Annotated in this window: 19 protein-coding genes and 1 pseudogene; 12 read left to right on the forward strand and 8 right to left on the reverse strand. The window is 46.3% G+C overall.

All coding sequences use genetic code 11. The annotated features are described in order from the left end of the window. Positions 1-238 precede the first annotated feature (238 nt). Entirely contained in the window at positions 239-1,015 is a 777-nt protein-coding gene (fabI, locus tag AACV78_RS16190; RefSeq protein ID WP_194010493.1) for an enoyl-ACP reductase FabI, read from the reverse strand. A gap of 318 nt (positions 1,016-1,333) precedes the next feature. Here fabI and ntcA point away from each other — a divergent pair, with 318 nt between their 5' ends. The 3 genes from ntcA to AACV78_RS16205 all read left to right on the forward strand — a co-directional run bounded on the left by ntcA (position 1,334) and on the right by AACV78_RS16205 (position 5,216). Continuing rightward, positions 1,334-1,999: a global nitrogen regulator NtcA gene (gene ntcA, locus AACV78_RS16195; RefSeq protein ID WP_194010494.1), complete on the forward strand. Its 666-nt coding sequence runs from the start codon at positions 1,334-1,336 to the stop codon at positions 1,997-1,999. Positions 2,000-2,076: 77 nt separating this feature from the next. Next, the gene (locus AACV78_RS16200) at positions 2,077-3,786 is read left to right on the forward strand and encodes a DUF3084 domain-containing protein (protein WP_194010495.1); all 1,710 of its coding nucleotides are present in this window, start codon (positions 2,077-2,079) and stop codon (positions 3,784-3,786) included. A gap of 1,034 nt (positions 3,787-4,820) precedes the next feature. Next, positions 4,821-5,216 (forward strand): pre-16S rRNA-processing nuclease YqgF, encoded by a 396-nt coding sequence (locus tag AACV78_RS16205; protein ID WP_194013138.1) that lies wholly within the window; start codon positions 4,821-4,823, stop codon positions 5,214-5,216. 129 nt (positions 5,217-5,345) lie between these two features. Here AACV78_RS16205 and AACV78_RS16210 read toward each other — a convergent pair whose 3' ends face one another. Both AACV78_RS16210 and AACV78_RS16215 read right to left on the reverse strand, forming a co-directional pair. Beyond that, the gene (locus AACV78_RS16210; RefSeq protein WP_194013139.1) at positions 5,346-5,795 is read right to left on the reverse strand and encodes a hypothetical protein; all 450 of its coding nucleotides are present in this window, start codon (positions 5,793-5,795) and stop codon (positions 5,346-5,348) included. A 625-nt stretch (positions 5,796-6,420) separates the two neighbouring features. Further along, positions 6,421-7,992 carry a photosystem II high light acclimation radical SAM protein gene (locus AACV78_RS16215; protein ID WP_194013037.1) on the reverse strand — a complete coding sequence of 524 codons (1,572 nt, stop codon included), beginning with the start codon at positions 7,990-7,992 and terminating at the stop codon, positions 6,421-6,423. A 464-nt stretch (positions 7,993-8,456) separates the two neighbouring features. Here AACV78_RS16215 and AACV78_RS16220 point away from each other — a divergent pair, with 464 nt between their 5' ends. The 4 genes from AACV78_RS16220 to AACV78_RS16235 all read left to right on the forward strand — a co-directional run bounded on the left by AACV78_RS16220 (position 8,457) and on the right by AACV78_RS16235 (position 10,979). Continuing rightward, on the forward strand, positions 8,457-8,846 hold the full coding sequence (locus AACV78_RS16220; protein WP_194013036.1) for a DUF1830 domain-containing protein: 390 nt from the start codon (positions 8,457-8,459) through the stop codon (positions 8,844-8,846). A gap of 137 nt (positions 8,847-8,983) precedes the next feature. Continuing rightward, positions 8,984-9,853, forward strand: a complete 870-nt coding sequence (locus AACV78_RS16225) for an RNA-guided endonuclease InsQ/TnpB family protein (protein ID WP_339383677.1) — start codon at positions 8,984-8,986, stop codon at positions 9,851-9,853. Positions 9,854-9,862: 9 nt separating this feature from the next. Further along, on the forward strand, positions 9,863-10,165 hold the full coding sequence (locus tag AACV78_RS16230) for a zinc ribbon domain-containing protein (protein ID WP_339383678.1): 303 nt from the start codon (positions 9,863-9,865) through the stop codon (positions 10,163-10,165). A 226-nt stretch (positions 10,166-10,391) separates the two neighbouring features. Continuing rightward, positions 10,392-10,979, forward strand: a complete 588-nt coding sequence (locus AACV78_RS16235) for a hypothetical protein (protein ID WP_194013035.1) — start codon at positions 10,392-10,394, stop codon at positions 10,977-10,979. Positions 10,980-11,394: 415 nt separating this feature from the next. Here the strand turns inward: AACV78_RS16235 and AACV78_RS16240 are convergent, their stop codons facing one another. Further along, positions 11,395-12,663, reverse strand: coding sequence for a RuBisCO small subunit-like domain-containing protein (locus tag AACV78_RS16240; RefSeq protein WP_194012307.1), 1,269 nt, complete (start codon positions 12,661-12,663; stop codon positions 11,395-11,397). Positions 12,664-12,883: 220 nt separating this feature from the next. On the opposite strand from AACV78_RS16240, the gene AACV78_RS16245 reads away from it, so the two are divergent. Both AACV78_RS16245 and AACV78_RS16250 read left to right on the forward strand, forming a co-directional pair. Beyond that, positions 12,884-14,155, forward strand: coding sequence for an acetylornithine/succinylornithine family transaminase (locus tag AACV78_RS16245; protein ID WP_194012306.1), 1,272 nt, complete (start codon positions 12,884-12,886; stop codon positions 14,153-14,155). Positions 14,156-14,641: 486 nt separating this feature from the next. Beyond that, positions 14,642-18,256, forward strand: coding sequence for a CHAT domain-containing protein (locus AACV78_RS16250; RefSeq protein ID WP_194012308.1), 3,615 nt, complete (start codon positions 14,642-14,644; stop codon positions 18,254-18,256). 318 nt (positions 18,257-18,574) lie between these two features. On the opposite strand, the gene AACV78_RS16255 is transcribed toward AACV78_RS16250, so the two are convergent. Next, positions 18,575-19,009: a CAAD domain-containing protein gene (locus AACV78_RS16255; RefSeq protein WP_339383680.1), complete on the reverse strand. Its 435-nt coding sequence runs from the start codon at positions 19,007-19,009 to the stop codon at positions 18,575-18,577. Between the two features lie 366 nt (positions 19,010-19,375). Further along, positions 19,376-20,797: pseudogene (gene gltX, locus AACV78_RS16260) on the reverse strand (glutamate--tRNA ligase); the annotation flags it as partial. 324 nt (positions 20,798-21,121) lie between these two features. On the opposite strand from gltX, the gene AACV78_RS16265 reads away from it, so the two are divergent. The 3 genes from AACV78_RS16265 (at position 21,122) to AACV78_RS16275 (ending at position 23,235) form a co-directional block, all read left to right on the forward strand. Beyond that, the gene (locus AACV78_RS16265) at positions 21,122-21,604 is read left to right on the forward strand and encodes a thiol-disulfide oxidoreductase DCC family protein (RefSeq protein ID WP_194012304.1); all 483 of its coding nucleotides are present in this window, start codon (positions 21,122-21,124) and stop codon (positions 21,602-21,604) included. A gap of 100 nt (positions 21,605-21,704) precedes the next feature. Beyond that, entirely contained in the window at positions 21,705-21,920 is a 216-nt protein-coding gene (locus AACV78_RS16270; RefSeq protein WP_194012303.1) for a hypothetical protein, read from the forward strand. Positions 21,921-22,023: 103 nt separating this feature from the next. After that, the gene (locus AACV78_RS16275) at positions 22,024-23,235 is read left to right on the forward strand and encodes a DNA cytosine methyltransferase (protein WP_194012302.1); all 1,212 of its coding nucleotides are present in this window, start codon (positions 22,024-22,026) and stop codon (positions 23,233-23,235) included. Here the strand turns inward: AACV78_RS16275 and drmB are convergent. Next, a complete protein-coding gene (gene drmB, locus AACV78_RS16280) occupies positions 23,227-25,059 on the reverse strand; it encodes a DUF1998 domain-containing protein (protein WP_194012301.1) in 1,833 nt (610 codons plus the stop codon). The two genes, AACV78_RS16275 and drmB, sit on opposite strands and share 9 nt — an antisense overlap. A 2-nt stretch (positions 25,060-25,061) precedes the next feature. After that, a complete protein-coding gene (locus tag AACV78_RS16285; protein ID WP_194012300.1) occupies positions 25,062-25,829 on the reverse strand; it encodes a helicase-related protein in 768 nt (255 codons plus the stop codon). Between the last annotated feature and the right edge of the window lie 114 nt (positions 25,830-25,943).

Below are 25,943 nucleotides of genomic sequence, written 5' to 3' on the forward strand. Positions count from 1 at the left end.
CTGTTAACTGTTAACTGACAACTGTTAACTGACAACTGTTAACTGTTAACTGACAACTGTTAACTGTCAACTGTCAACTGTTAACTGTTAACTGACAACTGTTAACTGACAACTGTTAACTGTTAACTGACAACTGTTAACTGTCAACTGTCAACTGTTAACTGTTAACTGACAACTGTTAACTGTCAACTGTCAACTGTCAACTGTCAACTGTCAACTGTCAACTGTCAACTTTTAGCTACATTCCCATGATTTCGTAACCAGCATCGACATATAAAACTTGACCCGTAATCCCGCTAGAGAGATTGCTGCACAGAAAAGCCGCAGCATTTCCCACTTCCTGCTGAGTCACAGTCCGCCGCAGCGGGGCCACTTCCTCAACGTGGTGGATCATGTCCAGAATGCCGCCGACTGCTGACGAAGCCAGAGTGCGAATCGGGCCCGAAGAAATCGCATTTACCCGAATATTTAACGGGCCGAGTTCCGCCGCCAGATAGCGAACATTCATCTCCAGAGCTGCCTTAGCAATGCCCATCACATTATAATTAGGAACTACCCGCACGCCGCCCAAATAACTCAGCGTGATAATGCTGCCGCCCTCCGCCATCAGCGGTTTAGCCGCAGCACAAAGCCGCACCAGCGAGTAAGCGCTAATATCCAAAGCATTGGAGAAGCCTTGGCGGGAGGTGTTGGTGAAATCTCCTGAAAGTTCGTCCTTGCCGGCAAAGGCCAAACAATGAACCAGGATATCTAACTTGCCCCACTTGTCGGCGATGGTTTGAAAAGTAGACTCGATTTCGATCTCGTTTTGGACATTGCAGGGCAAATACAGGCTGGGATTGAGCGGTTCGACAAGTTCGGCGACTTTGCGCTCGTGCTTGCCTTTTTCATCCTTCAAAAAAGTGATGCCGAGGTTGGCCCCTGCTTTGTGGAGCTGCTGAGCTATGCCCCAGGCGATCGAGCGATTGTTGGCAATGCCCGTAACAAGAGCATTTTTTCCGGTCAAATCTATCATCTGTATTTCTTCTCGAAGCAACTTGCACCGTTCTCGTGGGCTATATCCGACAACTCCGCCAGTTTAGACACAACTGATTCAGATTTAACTGATTGACAGACAATTGAGACACAATTGAGATTAATTTGGTTGTGGATCTAAATGGGCGGAATTGAAAAAGTTAAGAGAATGGCTAGATTTAATATCATACAGCGTGTGTTTAACTTAACATTAGATGGCTGTAACAGAATCCCTGGACATTGGAGGTTGGTCAGTATATTTACTCAATAAGCTTAATCGGCAAGTTACAAACTATTGATTACTACAAAGGATCTAGTCGTGACACATGATAGACCGCTAGCAGCCGTGTTCCGCCAAATCAGCGGCGGGGCGTTTCCACCCATTGTGGAAAACTTTGAACGGGGCAAGACAATTTTTTTCCCTGGAGACCCGGCTGAGCGCGTCTACGTTCTGCTTAGAGGTGCTGTGAAGCTCTCTAGGGTTTATGAAGCAGGCGAAGAAATTACTGTGGCGCTCCTGCGGGAAAACAGCGTGTTCGGCGTGCTGTCTCTGATTACGGGACACCGCTCGGACAGATTTTACCACGCGGTAGCGTTTACGCCGGTAGAATTGATCTCGCTGCCGATCGAACAAGTCGAGAAAGCTCTCAAGGAAGACGCAGAATTGCCTATGGTTTTGCTGCGGGGACTTTCTTCTCGGATTTTGCAAACGGAGATGATGATCGAAACCCTCGCACACCGAGATATGGGTTCGAGACTCGTCAGCTTTTTGCTGATTCTGTGCCGGGATTTTGGCGTGCCCGGTACGGATGGGATTACGATTGATTTGAAGCTGTCCCACCAGGCGATCGCCGAAGCGATCGGCTCGACGCGGGTAACTGTGACTCGTTTGCTGGGGGATCTCAGACAAGAAACTATGATCTCGATCCACAAGAAAAAGATCACTGTCCACAACCCGGTGGCCTTAAGCCAGCAATTCACTTGATGCCGAGAAAGTATAGGATTTTGGATTTTGGATTTTAGATTCAATCCAAAATCCACCATCCTAAATTTAAAATCGGAATGACTGCTGGATACATCTTGGTATTTGTAATTTTAGTGTTGGGGGGTACGATCGCGACTGTCAGCGATCGTCTTGGGACGAAAGTCGGCAAGGCAAGGTTGAGTTTGTTCAAACTTCGCCCCCGCGACACTGCTGTTGTGGTGACAGTGATGGCCGGCAGCATTCTGTCAGCAATTACTTTGGCCATTTTGTTTGCTACCAGCAAGCCTCTGCGAACCGGGGTTTTTCAAATAGACGAGATTCAAAAAAGGCTCAACCAAGCCCGCAGAGAACTCAAAGAAACCACTCAAGAAAAAAATCGAGTTGAAACTGAATTAAATGGAGCCAAAACCGCTCAAGCGCAAGCTAAAGCCAATTTAGAGCAAATTAATCAATCGCTCCAAACTGCTAATGCCGAGCAAGCCCGGACAGAAAAAAAATTAAACTCGCTGCGGGCCCAGCTCAACAGCGTGCAAGCAGCGAAGTCTAAAACCCAAGAGCAGTTAAGTCAGGTAGAAGCAGCTAAATCGGACACGGAAGAACAGCTTGCTAGCGTGGAAGCTGCTAAATCTCGCACCGAAGCACAGTTGAAACTGGTTGAAACTGCCCGATCGACCACAAGAGCTCAGCTCGATCGCACTGAGAACCAATTGAAAACAGTTTCCGATCAAAAAACAGCTTTGAGATCGGAAATCGCCCAACTGCAAGGGGAACGCCAACAGTTAATTGAGCAGCGAGAGCAGGTGAAAGTTCAAATTGCCCAGCGCGATCGAGAAATTGCCAAGCGAGACGCAGAAATTGCCCAGCGGCAGGAAGAAGTTGCCAAGCGAGATGCAGAAATTGTCAATCGCAACGAACTAATTTCCCAGCGGGACAAGGAAATTGCCCAGCGGGTGCAAAATCTCGCCGATCGCGATCGCATAATTGTGGAGAGGGACAAAGTAATTGCCGAGAGGGAAGCTCTTTTAGAAACCCTCGCACAGCAACAAACTAAACTCGAACAGCAACAAACTTTATTGCAGCAGCAAGTGCAAGTTTTGGAACGGGATTTTCAGGCCATCCGCGAGGGTACAGTTGCGATCAGGCGCGGTCAAATTTTAGCTGCTGGCGTTGTTCGCATCTTGGAACCGGATAAGGCGAGTCGGGCGATCGATCGACTGTTGCAAGAAGCAAATAAAACCACCGTCGAACTGATGCAGCCGGAAAATGCTAAGGTTCGCAAACAGATTATTCAAATTACTACAGCAGAAATCGATCAATTAATCAGTCAGATTAAAGACGGTAAAGACTACGTGGTGCGAATAGTCGCCGGCGCTAATTACCTGCGACAAGAAAAGGTAATTAAGGTATTTGCCGAAGCCGAAATCAATCGAGTTGTATTCCGCGCCGGAGATGTGATTGCAGCGGTTGCTGTCGATCCGGTGACTTTGACAAACGAACAGGTGCGGGTGCAGTTGCTGCAATTGATCGAAGCTTGTCAATTTCGCGCTCGCTTGATCGGAGTTGTCGGCGGCAGAGTGCAAGTTGCGGACAATCGAATTGAAACTTTAGGTGGTTTTATCGATCGATTGCAGCAGTACGAGAAATCGCTGGAGGTTCGGGCGATCGCCACAGATGTCACCTACATCGCCGGCCCGCTTAAAATAGATTTAGTTGCTTTGGAAAACGGAGCCGTTGTTTTCCGCACCGGACAACAACCACCGGCCGCCCCAGATGTGAAAGTTAAGTAATAAGTGCGATCGATCTATCGAATTTGAGCAAAAATTTTGGGCAATAAAATTACAATTTTGCTTGACATTTTCGCGCCCTTGACATATCATTAAATCATGGGAATCCGTGCCGCCATATATATAGCACTCCTAGGGTGCGTCGCCACCAAACATCTCGAAGCACCACCAACAATTTCACAGCGACACACCGCCTCGTTAAGAGAGCAAATAAAGCAATTAATATCAGAAACGGATTTGTGCGCGGGGAGTCAAAGAAACCGGGTTTTTTCGATAAATTAAAACGGGGAAGCAAATATTGCGGCAAAAACCCGGTTTCTGATTTGTGCGCGGGGAGTCAAAGAAACCGGGTTTTTTCGATAAATTAAAACGGGGAAGGAAATATTGTGGCAAAAACCCGGTTTCTGATTTGTGCGCGGGGGTGAAAGAAACCGGGTTTTTTCGATAAATTAAAACGGAGAAGCAAATATTGCGGCAAAAACCCGGTTTCTGATTTGTGCGCGGGGGTGAAAGAAACCGGGTTTTTTCGATAAATCAAAACGGGGAAGCAAATATTGTGGCAAAAACCCGGTTTCTGATTTGTGCGCGGGGAGTCAAAGAAACCGGGTTTTTTCGATAAATTAAAACGGGGAAGCAAATATTGTGGCAAAAACCCGGTTTCTGATTTGTGCGCGGGGGTGAAAGAAACCGGGTTTTTTCGATAAATCAAAACGGGGAAGGAAATATTGTGGCAAAAACCCGGTTTCTGATTTGTGCGCGGGGGTGAAAGAAACCGGGTTTTTTCGATAAATCAAAACGGGGAAGTAAATCTTGTGGCAAAACCCGGCTTTTGATTTTAGACATTATATGGCCGCACGGATTCCCATGATGATATAATATGTCAATCCTGCAAAAAAGTCAAGCAAAATAAGTGCGATCGCCCAAAAAGATTTTGAGACATTCAAAAATGCAAGTGTCAGATTAGATATAGGTTGGCGATTGGGTTTCCTCGACTGCAACAGCGCAACTACCAACTTATTAATACAGAACTAATAAATATGATTTTAGGTTTCGATCCGGGTAAAGACAAGTGCGGCATCGCCGTCATGGGTAGAGATAGAAACGTCTGCTACCATCAAGTAGTACCGTCAGAATCAGCCATCTCTACTATTCAATCTTTGTGCGAACAGTTTCCCGTTGAGTTATTAGTCATGGGAGATCAAACGACTTCTAAGAGTTGGAAACAAAAACTGACGCAGAGTTTGTCGGCGGAGATTGAAATTGTTCGGGTTGACGAGAGATTCAGCAGTTTAGAAGCGAAGGATCGTTACTGGGAAATGTACCCTCCTACGGGACTTTCTCGCTTGATTCCGCAGGGAATGCGGACTCCGCCGCGGCCTGTAGATGATATAGTGGCGATCGTCCTAATTGAGAGATATTTGAACAAAAATTAGTCAATTGTATAACTGTTACCACTGATTCTCTTTGATTATTAAGGAATCAATATGTTTTTGCGTGTCTTGATTTTTTTAAGTGAATCAAATACACCCTAAATTTATCCGATCGTTGAATAACAGTCCGTGTTACTTGATGACAGCTTCGGTCAAGATTAGCTTACCATTCTGCCGCACTTGCAGGCGCTCGGGATTGATCGAATAGATAATATTGCCGTTAGTCGCTTCATAAGTTCCGTCGTCACTTGTTGTTACTTGCATCACATTAATTTGGCTACCATTTATTTTGCTGAGCCCTCGGTAAAAAATAGCGCCTTCCTGGGTTTTGCAAATGTATACCGAAAAGTTGGCTGTTGCGAAAGATTCCACCATTTCGGCCTTGGGACATCCCTCAACTTGAGCAATTTGGAACGATCGAGAATGCGGTAAACTGGAAGATGCGGGTTGATTTAGTGCTGTTGCTTCTGCTGGGGGAGTCAAAATGCCGTGAAGCGAAGCTATCCCGAAGGGAATCGCGCTAAGGCTAGCTATAACTAGACCTACTTCTTTAATGCCCTTAACTCTATCTTGATAAAACATCTTGTCACTCCTAGTTTTAACTATATAATTACATCTTAAGCGATACTTGTTTGATATTAATAATATTTAATGTTAGAGGTGGAGTTTGCAGAAAACACGGTATACCCTAGGTTTAAGTAAGGTGTACACTGCGAACCCTAGATCGGTGAAAATACATAAAGTATGTCAATGCGATCGAAGGGAAACAAGCGCTGGCATTTATGACAGTTTTACGATCTTATGACTTGTGCGCGCAAATCTCAGAAACCCGGTTTCTTTATATATTTCTCGTTACTAAACCTTTTATTTTCGTAGAAACCGGGTTTCTCGCCTCCATGCGATCGCGAACTGACTCTGTTACACTAATTTCATAAAGTAGCGCTAGATATTACCCCCCCCAACCCCCCCTTATTAAGGGGGGGCTAAGACTTGCTCGTTACCAGGCAGAGCCTGGTAATGCAGGTGCGGAGGCTCTGCCTCCTTCTTTCTAACAACTTACAGGAGAGAAGACTGTAGGAGGTGTTTAAGTTATTAAGTTTTCGATACTTACCTATTTATTGAATAATAAAAAGGGAAACAGAAGATACATCTTTCCTCCCATTTCCCCTTTTTTTAAGGACGGTTTTCCTGACTGCGAACCTGGTAGTTAGTTAACTGCTGCTAACTGTTTGTCTTTGACTTCCACTGGCGCAGTCAAAGCTTCTTCCAACTCCGCACAGCCGAGTTTTTCCTCCAGAATTGCCATTACTTCACGGCCGAAATCATTGGAATTTCGCTGCCAAGCTTCTAAACAAACTTGCCCGAAAAATGAGCCCAAAGGTTCGGGATTCCACAGCAACTTGCGGGCATTCCAAGGCATCAAACTCATGGGATCGTAACCAGGTTTGAGAATATCCTTTTTAAAGGCGTATTCTTCTAAAATTGTGTGGGGCTGCAATCCGATAAAGAAAATCGCTGGTTCTACTTTATCGACTCCAAAAATCCGCTCTAATTCTCGGTGATAGGCAATTGTTTGTCGGATGGTTTCAAAGGTTTCGTCTATGACGTTAAATGAGTAATTGACAGAAACTACATCGTTGTAACCGGCTGCTTTTAAATCGCGGCAATTTTCCAAAACTACTCGCAAGTTGTAGCCCATTCGCATTTTCCTAACCAGTTCCTGGGAACCGCTGGTGATGCCGATTTCAAAGTAGTTCATGCCCGTTTTTACCATCAAATCGCACAATTCGGGTGTGAGATTGTCCGCACGGATGTAAGCAGCCCAGTGGATGTCTGTCATACCGGAGAGGATGATTTTTTGCAATAATTCGATCGCATCATCGATGAATTTGCGCGCCGGGATAAATTGAGCGTCGGTAAACCAGAAATTGCGGATACCTCGATCGTACAATTGCTGCATCTCCGCCACCACCTCATCCGCCGGATTGATCCGCACTTGTTTACCTTCAATCACCGTATAAATGCAGTAACAGCAATTGTGAGGACAGCCGCGCTTGGTTTGGACTCCGAGGTAGAAGTCCATATCCTGTAGATAATAGGAAAATTCCGGCCAAATGGTCTCGATGTAGTTATAGTTGCAAGCAGTTTTCTCGATGTTGGCTGGCTTTTCGTGAATTAGCCGATCGCGCGGCACAGTTTCTCCTACTACATAACACCTTTCCTGGGCCAAATCTTCGCCTTTAATCAACTTCTCCAGCAAAGCTTCGCCTTCGCCCACCGAAACCACAGTCCCCGCCGGCAAGCTGTGTCCCAACTGCTCGTAAAACACGCTCACAGCACCGCCACCGACCACTGCGCGGGCTTCCGGGCGGTATTTCCGGGCCCGCTTCAATCCGCGCTTAATTAGTCCCAGATTGCGCCACAGTTCGGTGTAGTAAGACGCGGCCAAACGCAGTCCTCCCAGTGCTCCCCGGAATTTTGTCAGCGGATTTTTGGCGTAGTAAAACTCGAAGGCATTTTGTAAGGGATTCCCGCCCCTACCGCCGACGGGGGCGTAAATTTGAATGTCCCGCCAAGAGAAAACTAACAGCGTTGGTTGAAACTCATCGACGATCGCATCCAAACCTTTAGCGTAGTCGAGGGGCGGTACTGCGCCTAGGTCAAAAATGCGCTGTTGGACATCGGGAAACATCTTGTGTACGCTATCGGAAAGGTACACTACTCCGATCGGGAAAATCGGATTACAAGGGAGGCGAACGTACAGAACTCGGTTTTCCATGATTGCTATATCCTAAACTGCGACTTTTCGATCTATGTTTATATTCTTTTAATATAACTTTACAATCTCTCTAATTTTGGCAATTTAATATTAAATATTTGAAAATTTGGCCGAGCGGTTTAAGGCTGAGTTTGCGAGTTTCGGTCGGTGACAGCAGCCGAAAAAAGCGAATATGTAAGCAAATACAGCGGATTTTGACGGAAAATTGCCGATGAGAGTCAACAATTAGGTATTTTTCTGGGTAAATAGAAATTTTAGGGCGATCGGTCTCTGGTATGTTATTGACACGCTTTAAGACAAAAAATGCAACTGTAGGCAAGCTCCCAATCCAGATTCAGTAAGTCATTCCCCAATCTAAAATCTAAAATCCTTGGAGTTGGTAGTCGGCTTTACAGTAGGCGGGATCGCCTAGTGTTAGCCTGAGAAGATAACTAAAACTTTTAGGTAAGGCTCCCTCAGCAGTTATGGCTCAAATTCTTGACCCACTACCCTCAGACACCGACAGCAAGATTCTGTGCTGCTACGTCAACGCCACCAGTCTGATTCAGATTGCTCGCATCTCCAACATTCCTAACTGGTATTTTGAACGAGTGGTTTTTCCCGGACAGCGTTTGGTGTTTGAAGCGATGTCCGCCGCAGCATTGGAAATTCACACCGGGATGATGGCGAGTGCAATTTTATCGGACACCATTCCTTGCGATCGCTTGCAGATTAACGAAGGTCCCTATTCAAACGTCAATCCTAGCAGATCGCGAGGGGAAGTTCAGGGCGATCGCGCAGCAACCCCCGGCCGCCCAAAGGCCAGAGAAATTTCAGAACCTTTGACAGTACCCGCGCTAACCGCCGTCGATTAAGGGAAGTTGTGAGTTTTGAGTTATCAAAGAAATGGGTTTAAAACCCCGTCGTTCTAGGACGGCTTTAATTCCTTCTGAATTTTCCTGACTGTGTTAAAATAGTATGGCATACTAAAGTAGTAAAACAGCTAAAAAAAATGAAAGCAAGGTTCCAATACAGATTCTATCCAACCGATAGACAACGCCATAGTTTGGCTCAGTTGTTTGGTTGTGTAAGAGTTGTTTGGAACGATGCCTTGGCTGTTAGTAGATGTGGCAAATATCCTGGGTACAACACTCTATCCAAGTCTCTAACTATATCTAAAAAGACAGAAGAAAGGGCATGGTTGAACGATGTTTCGTCCGTGCCGTTGCAACAATCCCTCAAACAGTTAGAGGTTGCTTACAAAAACTATTTTGATTTCCTAAAAGGGAAGAAAAAAGGCAAGAAAGTGGGTCAACCCAAATTCAAAAAAAAGACTAACAGTCAGTCTGCAACTTTTGCTAAAACAGGTTTCTCTATCAAAGGTGAGTCCGTGTATCTGGCAAGAATTGGAAATGTTAGCCCTATTTGGTCTAGGGAGTTACCATCAGAGCCTAGCTCTGTAACTGTACTAAAGGACTGTGCTAATCGCTATTTTTTAAGCTTTGTAGTAGAAGTTAAGCCCGTTCAAATTGATGCTAAAAATCCAAGTGTCGGAATTGATTTAGGGATTAAAACTTTTGCTGTGATGAGTAATGGGGAAAAAGCTAAAAGTCCAGACTATAAAGTGTTAGATCGAAAAATTCGTAAACTTCAAAAAAAGCTAGCTCGGCAATCTAAAGAGTCGAAACGCAGAAATAGAACTCGGATTCAGATAGCCAAACTGCACAATCAAATTGCAGACACCCGTAAAGATTTCTTGCACAAGCTGTCAACCAAAATTGTTAGTGAAAACCAAACTATCGTTTTGGAAGACTTAAATGTGTCTGGAATGGTCAAAAACCGCAAAATTGCTAGAGCTATTAGTCTTCAGGGATGGAGATAATTCCGAACTTTGTGCGAGGCAAAGTCTGAGAAGTTTGGTCGAGACTTTAGAGTAATTAGTCGCTGGGAGCCTACCAGTCAAATTTGCTCAGATTGCGGCTTTAAGTGGGGAAGACTGGATTTAAAAATCAGAGCGGTTCAGTGTTTGAATTGTGGGACTGAACACGAGCGCGATGAAAACGCTGCAAAAAATATAAACAAAGTCGGGATAGGGCATTGCCACGACTATAAACGGGCGCAGAGACAGAGTAAGACTATTTCGGTAGCATCAGTCAGTGAAGCGTCAAGAATTACCGCACTTTTAGGGCGGTGAGTATGTCAAAAATTGTCAGTTAATTGATAACTCCGCACTCAAGATTCCAACTTCTGCAAAGCGGTAAATAAAAACTCAACACTTAAGAATCAAAGTTTCTGAAATAAATTTTAAATCGCAACTCAAAACAGCGAATATTGTCTGGCTTTTGAGATTTTCTTGAGTTTGGTTCGCGGGATTAACAACTGTGCAACAATAGCATTAAATAGCTTCTTTCATTTCAGTTATGTCAGCAGAATCCGCACTTTCTCCATCTTCCGCCCCAGTATTTGAGCCAGCAGTATTCCGACTTTCTCCCCTGATTAGAATCACCCTGTTGAGCTTATACGCAGCCCTCACAATTCCCTTACCGTTTTTGTCGGAAGTCACGAAAGCACCAATTCCTCCGATCGCACTCTGGGCGGCAATTATTGTCGGCGCAGCAGGCCTGTACGGCGTGCTCAGCGAACGGGTAATTCTCAGCGAGGAGGGGATTGAAGTTACCTATCCGAAGTGGTTTCCGCGCGTGTTTCGCAGGGGTTGGTCGCTACCTTGGACTGAGGTGAAGGCTCTCAAACCTCGATCGACCGGTCAAGGAGGTTTGGTTTACTATTTTCTGAGTCATGCGGGTGAAGGTTATCTGCTACCGATGCGGGTGGCTGGATTTAATAAATTAGTCGGTTTGGTGGAAGCAAAAACCGGTATTGATACTAGGGATGTTCGCCCTTTGTCGCAGCCTTGGATGTATCTGATTTTGCTGGGATGCACGCTGCTGCTGCTGTTGGTGGATGCGTGGACGATTGTAACTGCGATCGGGCTCCAAGGCAATTTGTAATATTATCTGTGTTGTCTGTTTATACCATTTTTCTAAAGATGTGCTATGGATCAAGTCTTAGCCCCCCCAAAGCATCGGGGGGGTTGGGGGGGTAATATCTAGCGATACTTTATGAAATTGGTATTAGGATCGAAAACTTAATAACTTAAGCACTTCCTAAAGTCCTCTCTCCTGTAAGTTGCGAGATAGAAGGAGGTAGAGCCTCCGAATCTACATTACCAGGCAGAGCCTGGTAACGAGGGATAACTGTTAACAGTCAACAGTCAACAGTCAACAGTTAACAGTCAACAGTCAACAGTCAACAGTCAACGCCTGAATTTACTATTCCGATGAAGACAGGATTTGATATTACTGGTGCGGCACTACCCAAAGGCGATCGTTATTGTAATTTTCGCAATGGGTATTGTGCGCCCTATTATGGCCGTTGAATAATTGTTTCAACTACCCGCCGCTTGACTTTTGGATCGATACCAATCAGCCGCACGTATTCGCCGCCGTGTTCCGCCAAACAAGTTTCTAAAGATGCAATTACATCTTTTTCTTTGCCGTTTTGAACGATCGTGCAACTATGCCAAGAACCAGTCTTAAATCGGCGAGTGTCTGCATATTCCATGCCGATTTTGCTGCCCTGTGCTAACAATTGTTGCACTTGTGCCAACACCTCGGAACTCAGCCGCCCTTGACCGTTACTCACTGCAGAAGTTGGCTCTACGTAAGCTTTATAATATTTGGAATTAGGGTCGTCCAATTGATTTTGCGTTGGTGCGGCTGCCGGAACATTGGCAGTTCCTTGAACGTTGAAAAGTCGCGATTGGTTGTATTCATCCACTAAGCGCATTTCCTGAATCCGCTTTTGTTGACCCACCATCAAACCGCCCATTTCTAATAAACGAGCGAGGCTGAAATCTGGGTTGTGGAAATCGGGCGGTGCTTCTGTAGTATTTACCAAACGTTTGGAGACGCGCTCGATTCCTATTTGGTGAATGAATTTGCGGACTTGTTCGTCGTAAATGCGCGATCGCAAAGCGCTAAAAAAGTCGATCGACTGATCGGGAAAATTATCGACCAAAGTGACAATTTCGGCCTTTGACAATTTGTCCGAATCAAAAATTCCGCCGACAATCCCAATTTTATCATCGTGGCTGGGTTCCCAATAAAACTTTTCCATCCGTCCGTCGCGAATCAGCGGGGCGTACAGCGTTGAAAAGTCATTTCCGGTGACAATAATCGGTACTCGGTGCAGCGGCGTGCTGTCATAACTTCCCGGTAACTGCACGTTAGTTGGATTGTCGGCAATATTCATCAGAGTGGCATTGACCATCTGAGTATTGACGGTATATTGAGTAGTAGTATCGAACCTGCCAGCACCGGCATCCAAATCGTTAATAAAAATGGCGCACATCTGGCCCCGCACCCGAATTTGCTCCGCAGCTTCCCGGTAACGCAAGCGAATTAAACGCGCCGGATCTCCCGCATCTGGACTTTCTAATTCTCCACCAGATATCATCACGGGTTCAAAGCCCATCCGCCGAAAAACCAGTTCGGTTTGAAAAGTTTTGCCTTCTCCTTTGCGGCCGTGAATTCCCAAAATTAAGGGAACTCTTATCCCCGGCAAATTTAAAAAGTTTTTAGTGATGTGTACTGCAACTCGATCGAGAAAGCTAGGAGAAATATAATAACTCATCAGTAGATTTGTGAGGGATTGATTGCTGTTAAATAATCCGGCAAAATTAATCACAATTGCATACAGCCTGAAAGCCTTACAGCGTCAAGAGTCTTTTTGTAATTAATTGGGCGCGGTTACTTACTGTTATGATTTTATGACAAAAGTAACAGGCTGCACCGCGAAGCTGGATTTTTGCCGTACAATCGAGGTCTAGATATTATCTGTTAAGGAGCCGTTCGTGAGTCCTGAAACCTTACTAAAAGAACCAAGCGTCCAAGCCGAAGCGAGTTTGTTCAGTTCTGAAAGCTTCGACAGCTATGTAATGACTACTTACGGGCGTTTTGCGATCGCCCTAGAACGGGGCCAGGGCTGTCGCGTTTGGGATACCGAGGGCCGCGAATATCTCGATTTTGTGGCGGGTATTGCTACCTGCACTCTGGGACACGCCCATCCGGCGATGATTGCAGCGGTAACAAAGCAAATACAGACCTTACACCACGTTTCTAACCTTTATTACATCCCCGTACAGGGCGAGCTGGCGAAGTGGCTTGTAGACCATTCTTGCGCGGACAGAGCTTTCTTTTGCAACTCCGGCGCTGAAGCTAATGAAGCGGCTATTAAACTGGCGCGCAAGTACGGCCACGAAAAATTAAATATCTCGAATCCGACGATAATTACCGCCGTTGCTAGTTTCCACGGGCGGACTTTGGCGACAATTACGGCGACGGGACAGCCTAAATATCAGAAGGGTTTTAGTCCGTTGGTTCCGGGATTTCACTATGTGCATTATAACGATATTAGTGCGATCGAACTGGCGATCGCAGAACTCGACAAAGACGAACGTCAAGTAGCAGCAATTATGCTGGAAGCGCTGCAAGGTGAAGGGGGGGTTCGCCCCGGAGATATCGCCTACTTCCAGCGGATTCGCGAAATTTGCGACGAAAAAGGTATTTTGCTGATTCTCGATGAAGTGCAAGTCGGGATGGGGCGCAGCGGCAAATATTGGGGCTACGAAAACCTAGGGATTGAACCGGATATCTTTACGTCGGCGAAGGGGTTGGGCGGCGGTATCCCGATCGGCGCTATGCTGTGCAAATCTTTCTGCGATGTATTTGAACCGGGAAGTCACGCCAGCACTTTTGGTGGCAATCCTTTTGTTTGCGCTGTCGCTTTGTGCGTGTGCGAAACTTTAGAACGGGAAAACATTCTGGAAAACGTGCAGCAGCGCGGGGAACAGTTGAAAGCTGGCCTCAACAAGTTGGCGGCGGCATATCCGCATCTGATTGCTGAGGTGCGCGGCTGGGGTTTGATTGTGGGGCTGGAATTGCAGGCTGACATCGAACTTACATCGGCTGATATTGTTAAATCGGCGATCACTGCTGGTGTGCTGTTGGTTCCCGCTGGCCCGAAAGTGTTGAGGTTTGTGCCGCCTCTGATTGTCTCTGCTGCAGAAGTCGATCGGGCTTTGCAGGCGGTGGAGACGGCGCTGCACTCTCAAGCGGTACACTAAATCGACTCAGTTTAACTGGTTCCCAGACAGAGGCTGGGAACCGATGTCCATAGGAAGTGCCTCGGCTGCGAAAAAAGGAGGTAGAGCCTCGCCTATCTGCGTTACTTTCGCAGAGCCAGGTAACGAGTAAACGAATAAATGCAAAACTCAGATGCTCGCTTCCGGATCTGCCCTGCTTTCGCTCGAACTGGTAACGAGTAGTCCCACAAATCTTTGAGGATTGTTATAGCTTCCAAGCAATCAGGTTTTTAAGTCTAAAATTTATCATGGTTAAAAATAAACCCGCCCCACTGCAAGTCTGTGGGGGCGGGTTTATCAAGTTTAAAACTTGGCCGAAAACCTGTTTTTTTGGGCGAATAGGTTGTAGCGATGTGTATGGTGGAAAAACCAGGTTTCTTTAATTCCCCTCGGCGACTCCTACCTCCGATTGGGAATTGAACTTTAAACCGGGAACTGATTTAATTGCTGCACAGAAGCAGCGATCGTATGGTTAATAGTTCGGCGGAATGCACGATGGACGAACAGCGTCGCAAAACTGATGTGAATATGCTCCAAGCGCTGCTGGAAAATCCTGTAGACTCAGGAATAGATTTGATTTTGAAGACCAACTCAAAGTCGATCGACTTTGGGTTCGTGCAAACGCTTTACTTGGAAGTGCCGGCACTGACGCCAGACAGTTTGCTCAAAGCTGCCAAATTTTTCCAAAGGGCGATCGCACCCTTAGAATCTGCAAATGGCAATCCTCAAACTGGGGTAGCATATCTAATTTTTTTAGCAGAAGCCTTGCAAGCAGTGGCGGGCAGCACTGACTCGCACCACCTGTACTCGCTGCTGAGAAATAATTTAGACAAACTAGACCATAATTTCGCAGAATTGTTGCGCTGCTGGGCACTTTTGGTACTACCCGCTGCCAATCAATCCGAGACTAGGCGCATGGCAGCCCTGATCGGCAATCTGAGTAACAAAATTGGGCGGTTTCCTCTCGGTACCAAGGCTAATAACCTCGAAATCGAAATAGCAGGTTACGAAACTGTTGCTAAGGTTTTTACCCGCAAAGATTTTCCCCAAGAGTGGGCGGCAATGCAAAACAATCTGGGCAACGCTTACAGCGATCGCCCGAAAGGCGATAAGGCTCAAAATATCGAACTGGCGATCGCTTGCTTTGTCAATGCCCTAGAAGTGCAGACTCCCGAAGAGTACCCATCCCAGTGGGCGACGCTGCAAAACAATCTGGGAAGCGCTTACAGCGATCGCCTCCGGGGAGATCCGGCAGAAAATTTAGAACAGGCGATCGCCTGCTATCAAAACGCCCTAAAAGTTCGCACCCGCGAAGCTTTCGGGGTAGATTGGGCGAGCACTCAAAACAATCTCGGCCGCGCTTACACCCGCAGGCTGCAGGGATCCAAAGCCCAAAATCTAGAACTGGCAGTCGCTTGCTACCACAATGCTTTGCAAGTCTACAACCGCAAGGTGTTTCCCCGGCGTTGGGCCACGACTCAAAATAATTTGGCAAATGCTTACTGCGACCAACTGCGGGGCAACCGAGCCGAAAATCTCGAATACGCGGTAACGTGCTATCAGAGAGCTTTGCAAGTGCGGACTAAGGAAGCTTTTCCGCAGCAGTGGGCGACGACTCAAAAGAATTTAGGCCGGGTGTTTATCGATCGCGCTAAAGGCGATCCGGTGGAAAATCTGGAAATGGCGATCTCGTGTTTTCAAAATGCTCTACAAGTCTACACCCGCATCAAATTTCCCGAACTCTGGGCTTCGATCCAAACTTACCTCGGCAGGATCTACACCATGCGGGTGAAAGGGGACAAAGCCGAAAATATCGAAATTGCGATCGCCTGCTATCAAAATGCTTTGCTCTTTTGCAACCGTCCCAAAACTCCCGAACGCTGGGCCATGCTGTGTACCAATCTCGGCCGCGCTTTCAGCCAACACCTGAGAGGGGAAAAAAACCGCAATCTCAAAAGCGCGATCGCCTGCTATCAAAATGCGGCGAGAGTATACACCAAACAGGCAGCCCCCGAACGCTGGGCGATGCTGCAAATCGATCTTGGGCGGGCTTTTGCGAAACTGACGGAGGGGGAAAACTTGTCTCACCTCGATCGCGCGATCGGCTGCTATCTCGCTGCTTGCCAAGTCTACACTCGCGAAACCTATCCCCACCACTGGCTGCAAATTGTCTTTTATTTGGGTCAAGCTTACCGAGTTCGCGGCGAGTTGCTTCGCGCCTGCAGCGTGTTTGCTGCTGCTGTCGATACTGTGGAATTATTGCGCCCTGAAGCTGGGCTTGATGCGGTGGATTTGGGCGATCGGATCGGTACGGCAAAAGTCAAATTAGCCAGCATCTCGACTGGACTCTATAAAGGGCTGGTGCAAGTTTGTCTGGAACTCGGCAACACCCAACCCGCATATCGCGCTAAGGCTTTGGAATATGCCGAACGCCACAAAAATCGGAATTTGGTAGAACTGCTGCTGAAATGCGATCTGACTCCCAAAGGAGACTTTTCTGCCGAGGTGCTTGGCTCGTTGAAGTCGCTGCAACTGGAAATAGCTAGGGCACAGCGACACGAAGAACAGTCAGAGGCAGAGTCGAGCGCTACCTTAATTTCTGAGGGCGACAGCGCTAGTTTGAACAGCGGTTCTCTGCTGCCGAGTTCGGATTTTATCAACTTAAATCAATTGTGGCGGCAGTTTGATGGGTTGATTGCTCGATCGGTGCAGGCAAACGACCCTTTCTTCAGCTTAGCTCACAAGGTTGAACCCATCGCTTTCGAGCAAATTCGCCAATTGTTGCCTGATGCTAATTCCGCTGCTGTGGTGTGGGCGAGTTTTGAGGATTTGCTGGTGGCTTTTGTGGTGGTTGCTGACGTGCAATATCCCGCCGTTCACCTGTGTTCGCCGAAAAATGCTTTGGCTGTCGAAAGTTGGGCCAGGGAGTACCTCAGCGCTTATTCTGAGCAAAAAGGTCGCTGGATCAATCATCTCCCGGCTCGGCTCAAACGCTTGGCGGCGCTGCTGGAAATCGATCGACTGGTGGCGCTGATTCCCCAAAATTGCGATCGGCTAATTTTTGTGCCGCACCGATTTTTGCACGCTTTACCGCTCCACGCTTTGCCTCTGGGGGTGACAGAGGGGCTTGAGGAGGGCGGGGGAATTTTCAAATCTGGGTGGAATTCGAGCAGCGGTTTTGAGGGGGAGGCGCACAGCAGTTCTGATGTTTTTGCTCGAAGTTCGACTTTTGCCGATGTTTCAGAGGCTGCTGGTTATTTGATCGATCGATTTGCTGGAGGAATTCGCTATGCTCCTAGCTGCGAGTTATTGCGGTTGAGACAAAGCGCGCGCGGCGCAGCTATTGGCCGGTACAGACCGCGTTTGCAGCACCTTTTAGCAGTTCCTACTTTCACCAGAAGTTCACTCTACAGCAACCTAGAAATCGGCACTATTTCCGAACATTTTTCCAGTGCAGAAATTTTGCGTCAAAAGCCGGCTATTCAACAGGCTTTTTCCCAAAAAACAGGGCAGTTGCAGCAAAAAAAATGTGCTCACTTTGCTTGTTTGAGTGTGCTAAATTTGGCGGAATCGATGAAATCTGCTGTGTTGTTGAGGAATGATTCTCTGAGTTTGGAAGAAATTTTTAATTTGGATTTTCGGCAATACTTTTTAGTGACTTTATCGGCTTGCGAAATTGCCGGCGGTTTCCCTAGCCCCGGTGAAGATTTTGTCGGTTTGTCGGCGGGTTTGTTGTATGCTGGTACCTCTAGTGCGGTCAGCAGTCTGTGGACGGTGAACGATATTTCGACGCTGCTGCTGACAAGCAAGTTTTATGAAAATCTGGGGCGGTTTCCTCGGTTGCAGGTGGGGGATGTGGCGATGGCGCTGATTGACGCTCAAAGGTGGCTGCGAGATTTGACTAGCGAGGAATTGGAGGTGTTGCTGGCGGATTTTCAACCTCAAATTTCGCAAACGTTCGATCGGCTTTCCCAAAGTTCTCGCCTGATTGCAGAGGGATCTCTGCAACAAATTCGCAACCGCAAACCCTGTCCTTTTGCTAATCCCTATCACTGGGCTGCTTTTACGGCTGCTGGGGTTTAGTCAGTTGTTAGTTGTTAGTTGTTAGTTGTTAGTTGGCAGTTGTTAGTTGTTAGTTGGCAGTTGGCAGTTGGTAGTTGTTAGTTGTTAGTTGTTAGTTGTTAGTTGTTAGTTGTTAGTTGTTAGTTGTTAGTTGTTAGTTGTTAGTTGTTAGTTGGCCCGAAAGCATTAGTTATTAGTCAACAGTTAACAGTTAATAGTCAACAGTCAACAGTTAACAGTCAACAGTTAACAGTCATTAGTCATAAAAAAACCCGACACTAACAACTTATTTAAAGTTGTCAATGTCGGGCACAAATTCAACAAATTACCAGCAAAACTTTAGGACTTTTTGCCAAGAATTTGTTCTTTCAAAGCTTGAATTTCTTGACCTAATTGTTGGCGGTTGGAAGAGCGCAACAAATAGCGGTAGACAAACCATGCGGTGTATCCGATACCGATTAGCTCAAATGTAGGTGCTAGCAGGGGGATGTCATTGAGTTCGTCTACTATGCCCAAAAGCACTTTCAAAGAAACAATCGAGGCTAAAATTACACCGACAACTGTCAGGGGGCTTTTGTACTGCTCGTAAAAGCTACCGATGTAAGCGGGAAACTCCGACAAAATTGAGATAATTTGTTCTTTGATCTGCTGGGTCTGACTTGGCGGTTCTTCGGTAATTATGACTTGCGTGGTACCGCTCGAACTGTCTGCTTCATTTTCAGCAGGAATTTCGGTGATGATAATTGTTTTTTCTGGTTCGTTTGATGAAGTCATTTCTCCACTCGCAATAGTTTTTTGCTGGTTGGCGGCAGGTATTTCAACTGCTGCTGCGACTGTTTCAAGAGCCGGTATTTCGACTGCTGCAACCTCCCCGTCGGTTGGTTCTAGAGCCGACACTTCGCCTGTTTCTGAAGTCGGTATTTCGACTGCTGTAACTTCGGCCGCCACTGCTTCAGGAGCCGATATTTCGACTGCTGAAACCTCTGGTGCTGAAGTCGGTATTTCGGCTGGTGAAACTTCCGCTGCTGGGTGTTGTGCGACAGAAGTTTCGGCGACTGTTTCTGCGTTTGGTTGTTCTGGGGTAGGAGTTTCGGCCGCGACACCAACAGCGGGCAAATTCAAGTTGCTAATGGCCTCAAGCAAGCGGGTTTTCGCTGTCCCGCGCTGGTGAAGGATTACCAAAGATTCTATCAGGTCGGGGCCGTGCATTGCACCTGTCAGAGCTGCTCTGAGCGATCGCATAATTAGCCCTTTGTTCAGATTTTTCTCTTTACTGAGCTTTTTAGTGATTTTCTGAGCTTCGGCTGACTGCAGGGTGGCATGACTTTCCAGAATTTCTAGAACTGCTTGTAAAGCCTCTGCTGCCCCTGGCTGCTGCAACTGTGCGAGTGCTTCTTCTTCGTATTCCACAGTGGGAGAGAAGAACAACTTGCACATATCGACAGCATCGGTTAAGCGAACGAGACTCGGGCCGATTAAAGCAGCTATTTGTTCGAGCCAGGGGCGGTCTGCCTCGGCGTCAAACTCATAACCGGCTTTCTGCCAATAAGGTATCAGCAAATCTGTCAATTGCGGTACTGGCATTTTGTGGAGATATTGACTGTTGAGCCAGTTGAGTTTGTCCCAGTCAAATTTTGCACCAGCTTTGTTGACTCGATAAAATGTAAATAATTCTGCTGCTTCCGACAGTGTAAATATTTCCTGCGTTGAATCCGGCGGAGTCCAACCGAGCAAAGTCATGTAATTGACTAAAGCTTCGGGCAGGTAGCCCATATCTTTGAAGTCAGAAATCGAGGTTACGCCGTCGCGTTTAGAAAGCTTTTGCCCTTGGGAGTTTAAAATCAGCGGCGTGTGGGCAAATTCTGGGATTGTCGCGCCCAAAGCTTCGTAGAGCAATATTTGTTTGGGAGTATTGCCGATGTGATCTTCGCCGCGGATGACGTGGGTGATGGCCATGTCGATGTCATCGACAACTACGGCGAGGTTGTAGAGTGGTTGGCCGATGACGCCGCCGCTGGATGCCCTGGCAATTACCATGTCGCCGCCGAGGTCGCTACCTTGCCAGGTTACGGTGTCGCGCACCATGTCGTTCCAAGAAATTGTGCGATCGTCGTCGATGATAAACCGAATCACAGCTTGTCGCCCTTCGCCTTCAAAAGCTGCGCGCTCTTTGCTTGTCAAGTTGCGGTGGCGGTTGTCGTAGCGGGGGGCTTGTTTGTTGGCTTTTTGTGCTTCCCGCATTTCGTCGAGTTCTTCCGACGTGGTGTAGCAGCGGTAGGCGAGTCCATTGTCTAGAAGGGTTTGGACTGCTTGGCGGTATATTTCCAGACGCTCGGACTGAAAACTCGGGCCTTCGTCCCAGTTCATCCCCAGCCATGTGAGTCCTTCGAGGATGTTATCGGTGTATTCGCTTTTAGAGCGTTCGACATCTGTGTCTTCTACCCGCAGGATGAATTGACCGCCTTGGTTGCGGGCAAACAGCCAGTTAAATACGGCGGTTCTGGCGGTACCGATGTGTAGGTTTCCGGTGGGACTGGGGGCTAGACGGACTCTGACATTCATGTATATTTTTGCTTTTAGATTGGGGTTGATTTGCTGGTTGGGGGAATCGCGGATGTTTGAGATTTTAAAATTTTATTATATTTTGTTGCCGAATTAACAGTTGTGCTTGGCAGGTGCTTGGCCTGGAATTGTTTGAGATTCGACTGTCGGCGAAAGTCTCCGGCAACTGGGCAAAGGACATCTTGATGATATTAGCATTGCGGGCGGCCAAGACTGAATTCACCTTTGGGACTATTTTCAAAGCACAAATAATAAATGTCGTAGGGCTACCAGAAAATTCTTGTAAAATGTTTGTGTGCGATCGCTCTTAAAAGATATTTCCCTATGTCTGCTGCTAAAACCGAGTTTTCCGAATCTGTTGAGGTTAAGCCCTCTTGGCAAATCGAGTTGCTGTACGACGCTGAATGCCCGCTGTGCGTGCGAGAGGTGAATTTTTTGAAGAAACGGGATGCAGGGCGAGGTTTGGTGTCGTTTGTGGATATCGCGGAGGATGGCTATAACCCGGAAGCCCACGGCGGAGTTGACTACGAAACGGCGATGGGGCGGATTCACGCGGTGTTACCCGACGGTACTACGGTTAAAAATGTGGAGGTTTTTCGCCGTATTTATGAGATTTTGGGGATGGGATGGATTTATGCTGTTACTAAGTTGCCGGTGATTGGGGCGATCGCTAATTGGCTGTACGGAATTTGGGCAGATTGGCGGCTGAGGTTGACGGGAAGGCAGGATTTAGCAAGTATTATGAGCGATCGAACTGCACGGATCGAGTGCGATGTTGAAGGCCGCTGCCAACCAAACTCGAAATGAGTCATATTTGGTAAGTGCGATCGATCGATTTGCAGATTTCAGCAGGAACCAACTGCAACTAACATTAAAGATTGATTGCTATCGAAAGCAGGTAAAAACAATGCAAGATGCAGGATATACAGTTTTCATGGGCTTCGGCGGCCTCTGGGTAGTCATGGGAATTATCGCTGTGATTGTCCTGTTCAAATCGGACGGCCAAAAGTTGAGGTTTGGCAAATGGGGATTGTTGGTTGCTATTCCGATCCTAGTGCCGATCGTCCTAGTGTTACTCTATCAAATAGCCAGACCTTCGATGCTCCAACACCTGATAAACTAGCTCGGGAAAAATTCGATCGCCAGCAGCAGAAGTTTTTTTGCCAGTATTTTCGACTAAACTATACCACGTAGTAATTAGTTTACCTGAAAGACTGTCCTGATTGATGCCTAAGCAAACCAAGTCCACAATCAAAGCTCCTACTGTACTCGATCTCTTCTGCGGTGCAGGCGGGATGAGTTTAGGTTTTCAAAATGCCGGCTGCGAGATTATCGGAGGTATTGATAAAAATCCCCATGCCATCAGAACTCATCATAAAAACTTCCCTGACTGCCAGCTCCAGCTGGATGCCAAACCGATCGAATCCATTACAGATTTAAGTAAACTTGGTTTGCAGCCCGGAGAAGTTGATATTTTAATTGGCGGGCCGCCATGCCAAGTGTTTTCAGTAGTTGGCAAAGGAAAAATGAGGTCTTTAGGCAAGAATATTGAAAAAGATATTAGAAACTTTTTATACGAAGATTTTATTCGATTCCTTGAATATTATAAACCTTACTTTTTTGTAATTGAAAATGTTAATTATCTCAACAGCCACTGGATCTTCCCTACTTTGATCGAAGATTTGGAAAATGGACTGCACAAAAAAGATGGTGACTATCCAGGCTATGCTCTTAGCTCAAAAATCTTAGTAGCTTCTGATTACGGCGTGCCTCAAATCCGAAAACGCCTGTTCATCGTCGGGCGGCGCAAGGATTTAAATCTAAATTTTGAGTTTCCCGAACCGAATACAGCTTCTCCTATTTCTGTGGGAGAAGCTATTGAAGATTTACCGCAATTAGAGCCTAAATGTCTGTCCTTAAAAACAAAAAATACGGCACCAAGGCAAGTTGACTCTGCCACAGATTACAAGTGCGGGCCACAATCCGAATATCAAAAATTGATGAGAAGCCAATCTGACACAACAGTAATGAATCATCTTTGTCGCGCTCACAATGACAAAGATTTGTATATATTTAGCATCATGCCTCAAGGAGGAAAATATAAAAATATACCTGACGATCTTAAACGCTATAGCGATCAAATTTTTGAGGACAAGTACAGACGCTTAGAATCGCATAAACCTTCGTGGACACTAACAGCACATATGCAGAAAGACTGTTTAGCTTATATTCATCCAACTCAGACTAGAAGTATTTCTGTCAGAGAAGCTGCAAGACTCCAAAGTTTCCCAGATTTTTTTGTATTTGACGCACCTATGACGAGAATGTTTGAGTTAGTTGGTAATTCTGTGCCGCCTCTTTTAGCTGAGGCGATAGCCAAACCTATTGTCGAGCAAGTACAATCCTACTATGCAAGTATGCGAGATTTTTTACGGTAAGTTGTCTAGTAACAATCCCCTGTCTAGTAAAGTATTTCTGTGTTCGCAGGAAGTTTCAGAAATTAACTGACACGCATAGCAAGCAGCACCGTTTACCTTGTCTTCTCCAAATTGTTCTTCAATACAAATCGGGTCATTAGAGCAAGCATCTATATTGCGAAGAGCAGATTTAAGAATGCGATCGAAATGGGGAACTAAACCGATTAATCCTCCCAGTGTCCCGTCGCCGCCCGATTGAGCAGTGTAAAGCAGCACACCTCCTGTTGTTTTATTGTTAACTGTAGAGGTATAAACTCGTTCTCGTATGGCCGCACTAGAGTAGCCAGAATCAACTGAAAGTGCTGTGATTAAACGGTGAGAAAGTGTATGCCACCACACAAAAACAGGATGCAAATACTCTTCTTTAGTTCCTGGCATAGCCTTGATTTTTCGGTAGCATTCGGGTGCATTATAGGCGCGTCGCCAGCGATTGGGGGCTTCTCCTTGTAAAGGGAAATGCTCGGAAATTCCTTGAGGTTCGCGGTCTGATACAAAATCGATAAAAATTCCTTCACCAAACAATTCAACTCCAGGATGCCAAGCAATACGCTCGTTTGGAGGCACATATTCAACCGGGACAATTTTCGGCTGATTTTTTTCATTGTCTGCATCAATTGGTCGCGTGTAGCCAATTTGTACCATTACTACTCGCAATCGGCTCAGCGGTGTTATCCTCAAAATTCGACCTGAATCTAAGTTGAATTGCCTCACATTTTCGATATACACTTCAAATTGATTAGGCCCTCCTGCTTTATCCGATCGCTGAGGAGGAGCACCCTCACAAGCTGCATTTTGCAAGCTGATAAATTCATCTTTTCTCAGTGTTGCTTCTGTTATTTCTTCGGAATTGTTTATTTCGCCTAAAATGTCAGCGATCGCTCCCATAATTTCCGCCTCATCATACTGGTTAAGAGTTTCAGTAATTGTGGGATCGAGGCGCTTTCCTTTAACTAAGTTGTTCAAAATCTGTACTAGCTCATTTTTAGAATTTACAGGTACGGCAACAAGAATATCTAAGACAGCACGGCTTTGAAGGAGGCGGTGTAAAGCTGTATCTAATGGAGGAATTGTCAGTGCAGACCTGATTTCAGAAACTCGCAAATTAGCAGCACCGCGTTGAATTATTTTGGCTGGCTTTCCACAGTGTGTACCTTCTTCTAAGGCTCGTTCTATAAATTTACCCCTACATGGAAACTTTCTAGAGTAAGCGTTTCCAAAGTTTTCTTTAGCATCACAATTTGGACAGGTAATCTGAATGTTTTTGATTGCACCTCCACCGCCCTCCCACTTGTAGAAATTTGAACCTGAACATTTACCCTTGTGTTTCATGAGCGAGCCCCAAGGAACTTCATCAACGTGTCCGTGAGAGCAAGCTAAAACAAAGCGAACGGCTTCTTCGCGAGACTTCGCCCATGCCTCTACCCATGTACGTTTCTTGGGACAGTGAGGACAATCAATTAAAGACTGACTTTCGTATCTGTAAAGAATGCCGTGATTTGGACACAGCGACCACCTCGGAAAATTATAAGCGTTATATACCACTAAATTTTCTTTGAATCCTAATTCAGCGTTAGATGGTAGGCGAAAGATTTTTTTGTTATTCAGCAGAGTTTGTGAAAGTCGCAAGTCTCGAATTTCATAAAGTTCGGGATGACTATTATCAAATAGCCGAGAATGGCTGGGAGAGGCGATCGCAACTGGGCCGTCTGGCGTTTCCAGAATGCTGCCGGGCCCAAAAGTTGTAATGTACTGTGAAGGCCGCAGAGATTGACCTTTTGATGCCATAATTAACCTCGTTGATTTTCTGAGTTTTGTCGATAATTTGAGGGAATGCTACCAAAGCGTGTCATTCCTTCTACGTCGCGCAATGACTGGGGAGCATTCCGATAGACGACGGAAAAGTTTCGTTCTTGATGTTGCTCATCTCCTAAGACAACGGGCTTGGTTGGATCTTTATCGATCGCATATTCTTCATAAACCAGATTGTTTTCATTTTCTGCGACTGTTTGCCAGCGAGCGAAGCCTGCTCGCACTTCGCGATCGACCTGATCTTGCGGCGGGCGGCGAATTGGCAGTTGAATTTGCGATCGCCTGTTAATTACTTGATTGATCGCCTCTAATTCCTCCGCTAAGTTGCGATTATTTTGCATCACAGAAGCATTGTTTTTTCCCGCCCATTCCTCTAAAACAGGTATACCCTGAATTTCTCTGGCTTGGCGCAGCAAGGCGACGGCTACGGGCCCCATACCTCGCTCTCTAGCCCTAGCAGCGAATGGTGTGACTGTAATAGGTTCAACATAGCGATAAATAGCTCTGTGATACCCAGTAAAAAACTCGTAATGGTCTAAGTCTCTCGGACGGCTAGCTCTGAAGAAAGTAATGACTAAACCTCCTTGAGAACGGCCGACGCGACCCGTAGCTTGAATGTAGGATGAAGTGGTTTTGGGTTGACCGTTGACTATCATTAAACCCAGGCGATCGATATCAACACCTGTACCAAACATTGACGTACTCAAAACAATATCTTTAGCTTCAGGCAATGGGTAGTCCTGCATAGCAAGGAAAATGTGTTATAATTTTATTCTTTTAACCTACCTTAAATTTTAGCTTATGAACTGTCCCAAATGTAACTCTGAATACATATTAAAAAATGGTCGCACTCGCTCCGG

The sequence above is a fragment of the Tychonema sp. LEGE 07196 genome (genome assembly GCF_963890365.1).
Classification (GTDB): Bacteria; Cyanobacteriota; Cyanobacteriia; order Cyanobacteriales; family Microcoleaceae; genus Microcoleus.

Bases quoted from the DNA above. Each gene is read 5' to 3' on its own strand.
- fabI (WP_194010493.1), bottom strand. From the start codon at position 1,015: ATGATAGATTTGACCGGAAAAAATGCTCTTGTTACGGGCATTGCCAAC.
- AACV78_RS16200 (WP_194010495.1), top strand. From the start codon at position 2,077: ATGACTGCTGGATACATCTTGGTATTTGTAATTTTAGTGTTGGGGGGT.
- AACV78_RS16205 (WP_194013138.1), top strand. From the start codon at position 4,821: ATGATTTTAGGTTTCGATCCGGGTAAAGACAAGTGCGGCATCGCCGTC.
- AACV78_RS16210 (WP_194013139.1), bottom strand. From the start codon at position 5,795: ATGTTTTATCAAGATAGAGTTAAGGGCATTAAAGAAGTAGGTCTAGTT.
- AACV78_RS16215 (WP_194013037.1), bottom strand. From the start codon at position 7,992: ATGGAAAACCGAGTTCTGTACGTTCGCCTCCCTTGTAATCCGATTTTC.
- AACV78_RS16220 (WP_194013036.1), top strand. From the start codon at position 8,457: ATGGCTCAAATTCTTGACCCACTACCCTCAGACACCGACAGCAAGATT.
- AACV78_RS16225 (WP_339383677.1), top strand. From the start codon at position 8,984: ATGAAAGCAAGGTTCCAATACAGATTCTATCCAACCGATAGACAACGC.
- AACV78_RS16235 (WP_194013035.1), top strand. From the start codon at position 10,392: ATGTCAGCAGAATCCGCACTTTCTCCATCTTCCGCCCCAGTATTTGAG.
- AACV78_RS16240 (WP_194012307.1), bottom strand. From the start codon at position 12,663: ATGAGTTATTATATTTCTCCTAGCTTTCTCGATCGAGTTGCAGTACAC.
- AACV78_RS16250 (WP_194012308.1), top strand. From the start codon at position 14,642: ATGGTTAATAGTTCGGCGGAATGCACGATGGACGAACAGCGTCGCAAA.
- AACV78_RS16255 (WP_339383680.1), bottom strand. From the start codon at position 19,009: ATGACTTCATCAAACGAACCAGAAAAAACAATTATCATCACCGAAATT.
- AACV78_RS16265 (WP_194012304.1), top strand. From the start codon at position 21,122: ATGTCTGCTGCTAAAACCGAGTTTTCCGAATCTGTTGAGGTTAAGCCC.
- AACV78_RS16270 (WP_194012303.1), top strand. From the start codon at position 21,705: ATGCAAGATGCAGGATATACAGTTTTCATGGGCTTCGGCGGCCTCTGG.
- AACV78_RS16275 (WP_194012302.1), top strand. From the start codon at position 22,024: ATGCCTAAGCAAACCAAGTCCACAATCAAAGCTCCTACTGTACTCGAT.
- drmB (WP_194012301.1), bottom strand. From the start codon at position 25,059: ATGGCATCAAAAGGTCAATCTCTGCGGCCTTCACAGTACATTACAACT.
- AACV78_RS16285 (WP_194012300.1), bottom strand. From the start codon at position 25,829: ATGCAGGACTACCCATTGCCTGAAGCTAAAGATATTGTTTTGAGTACG.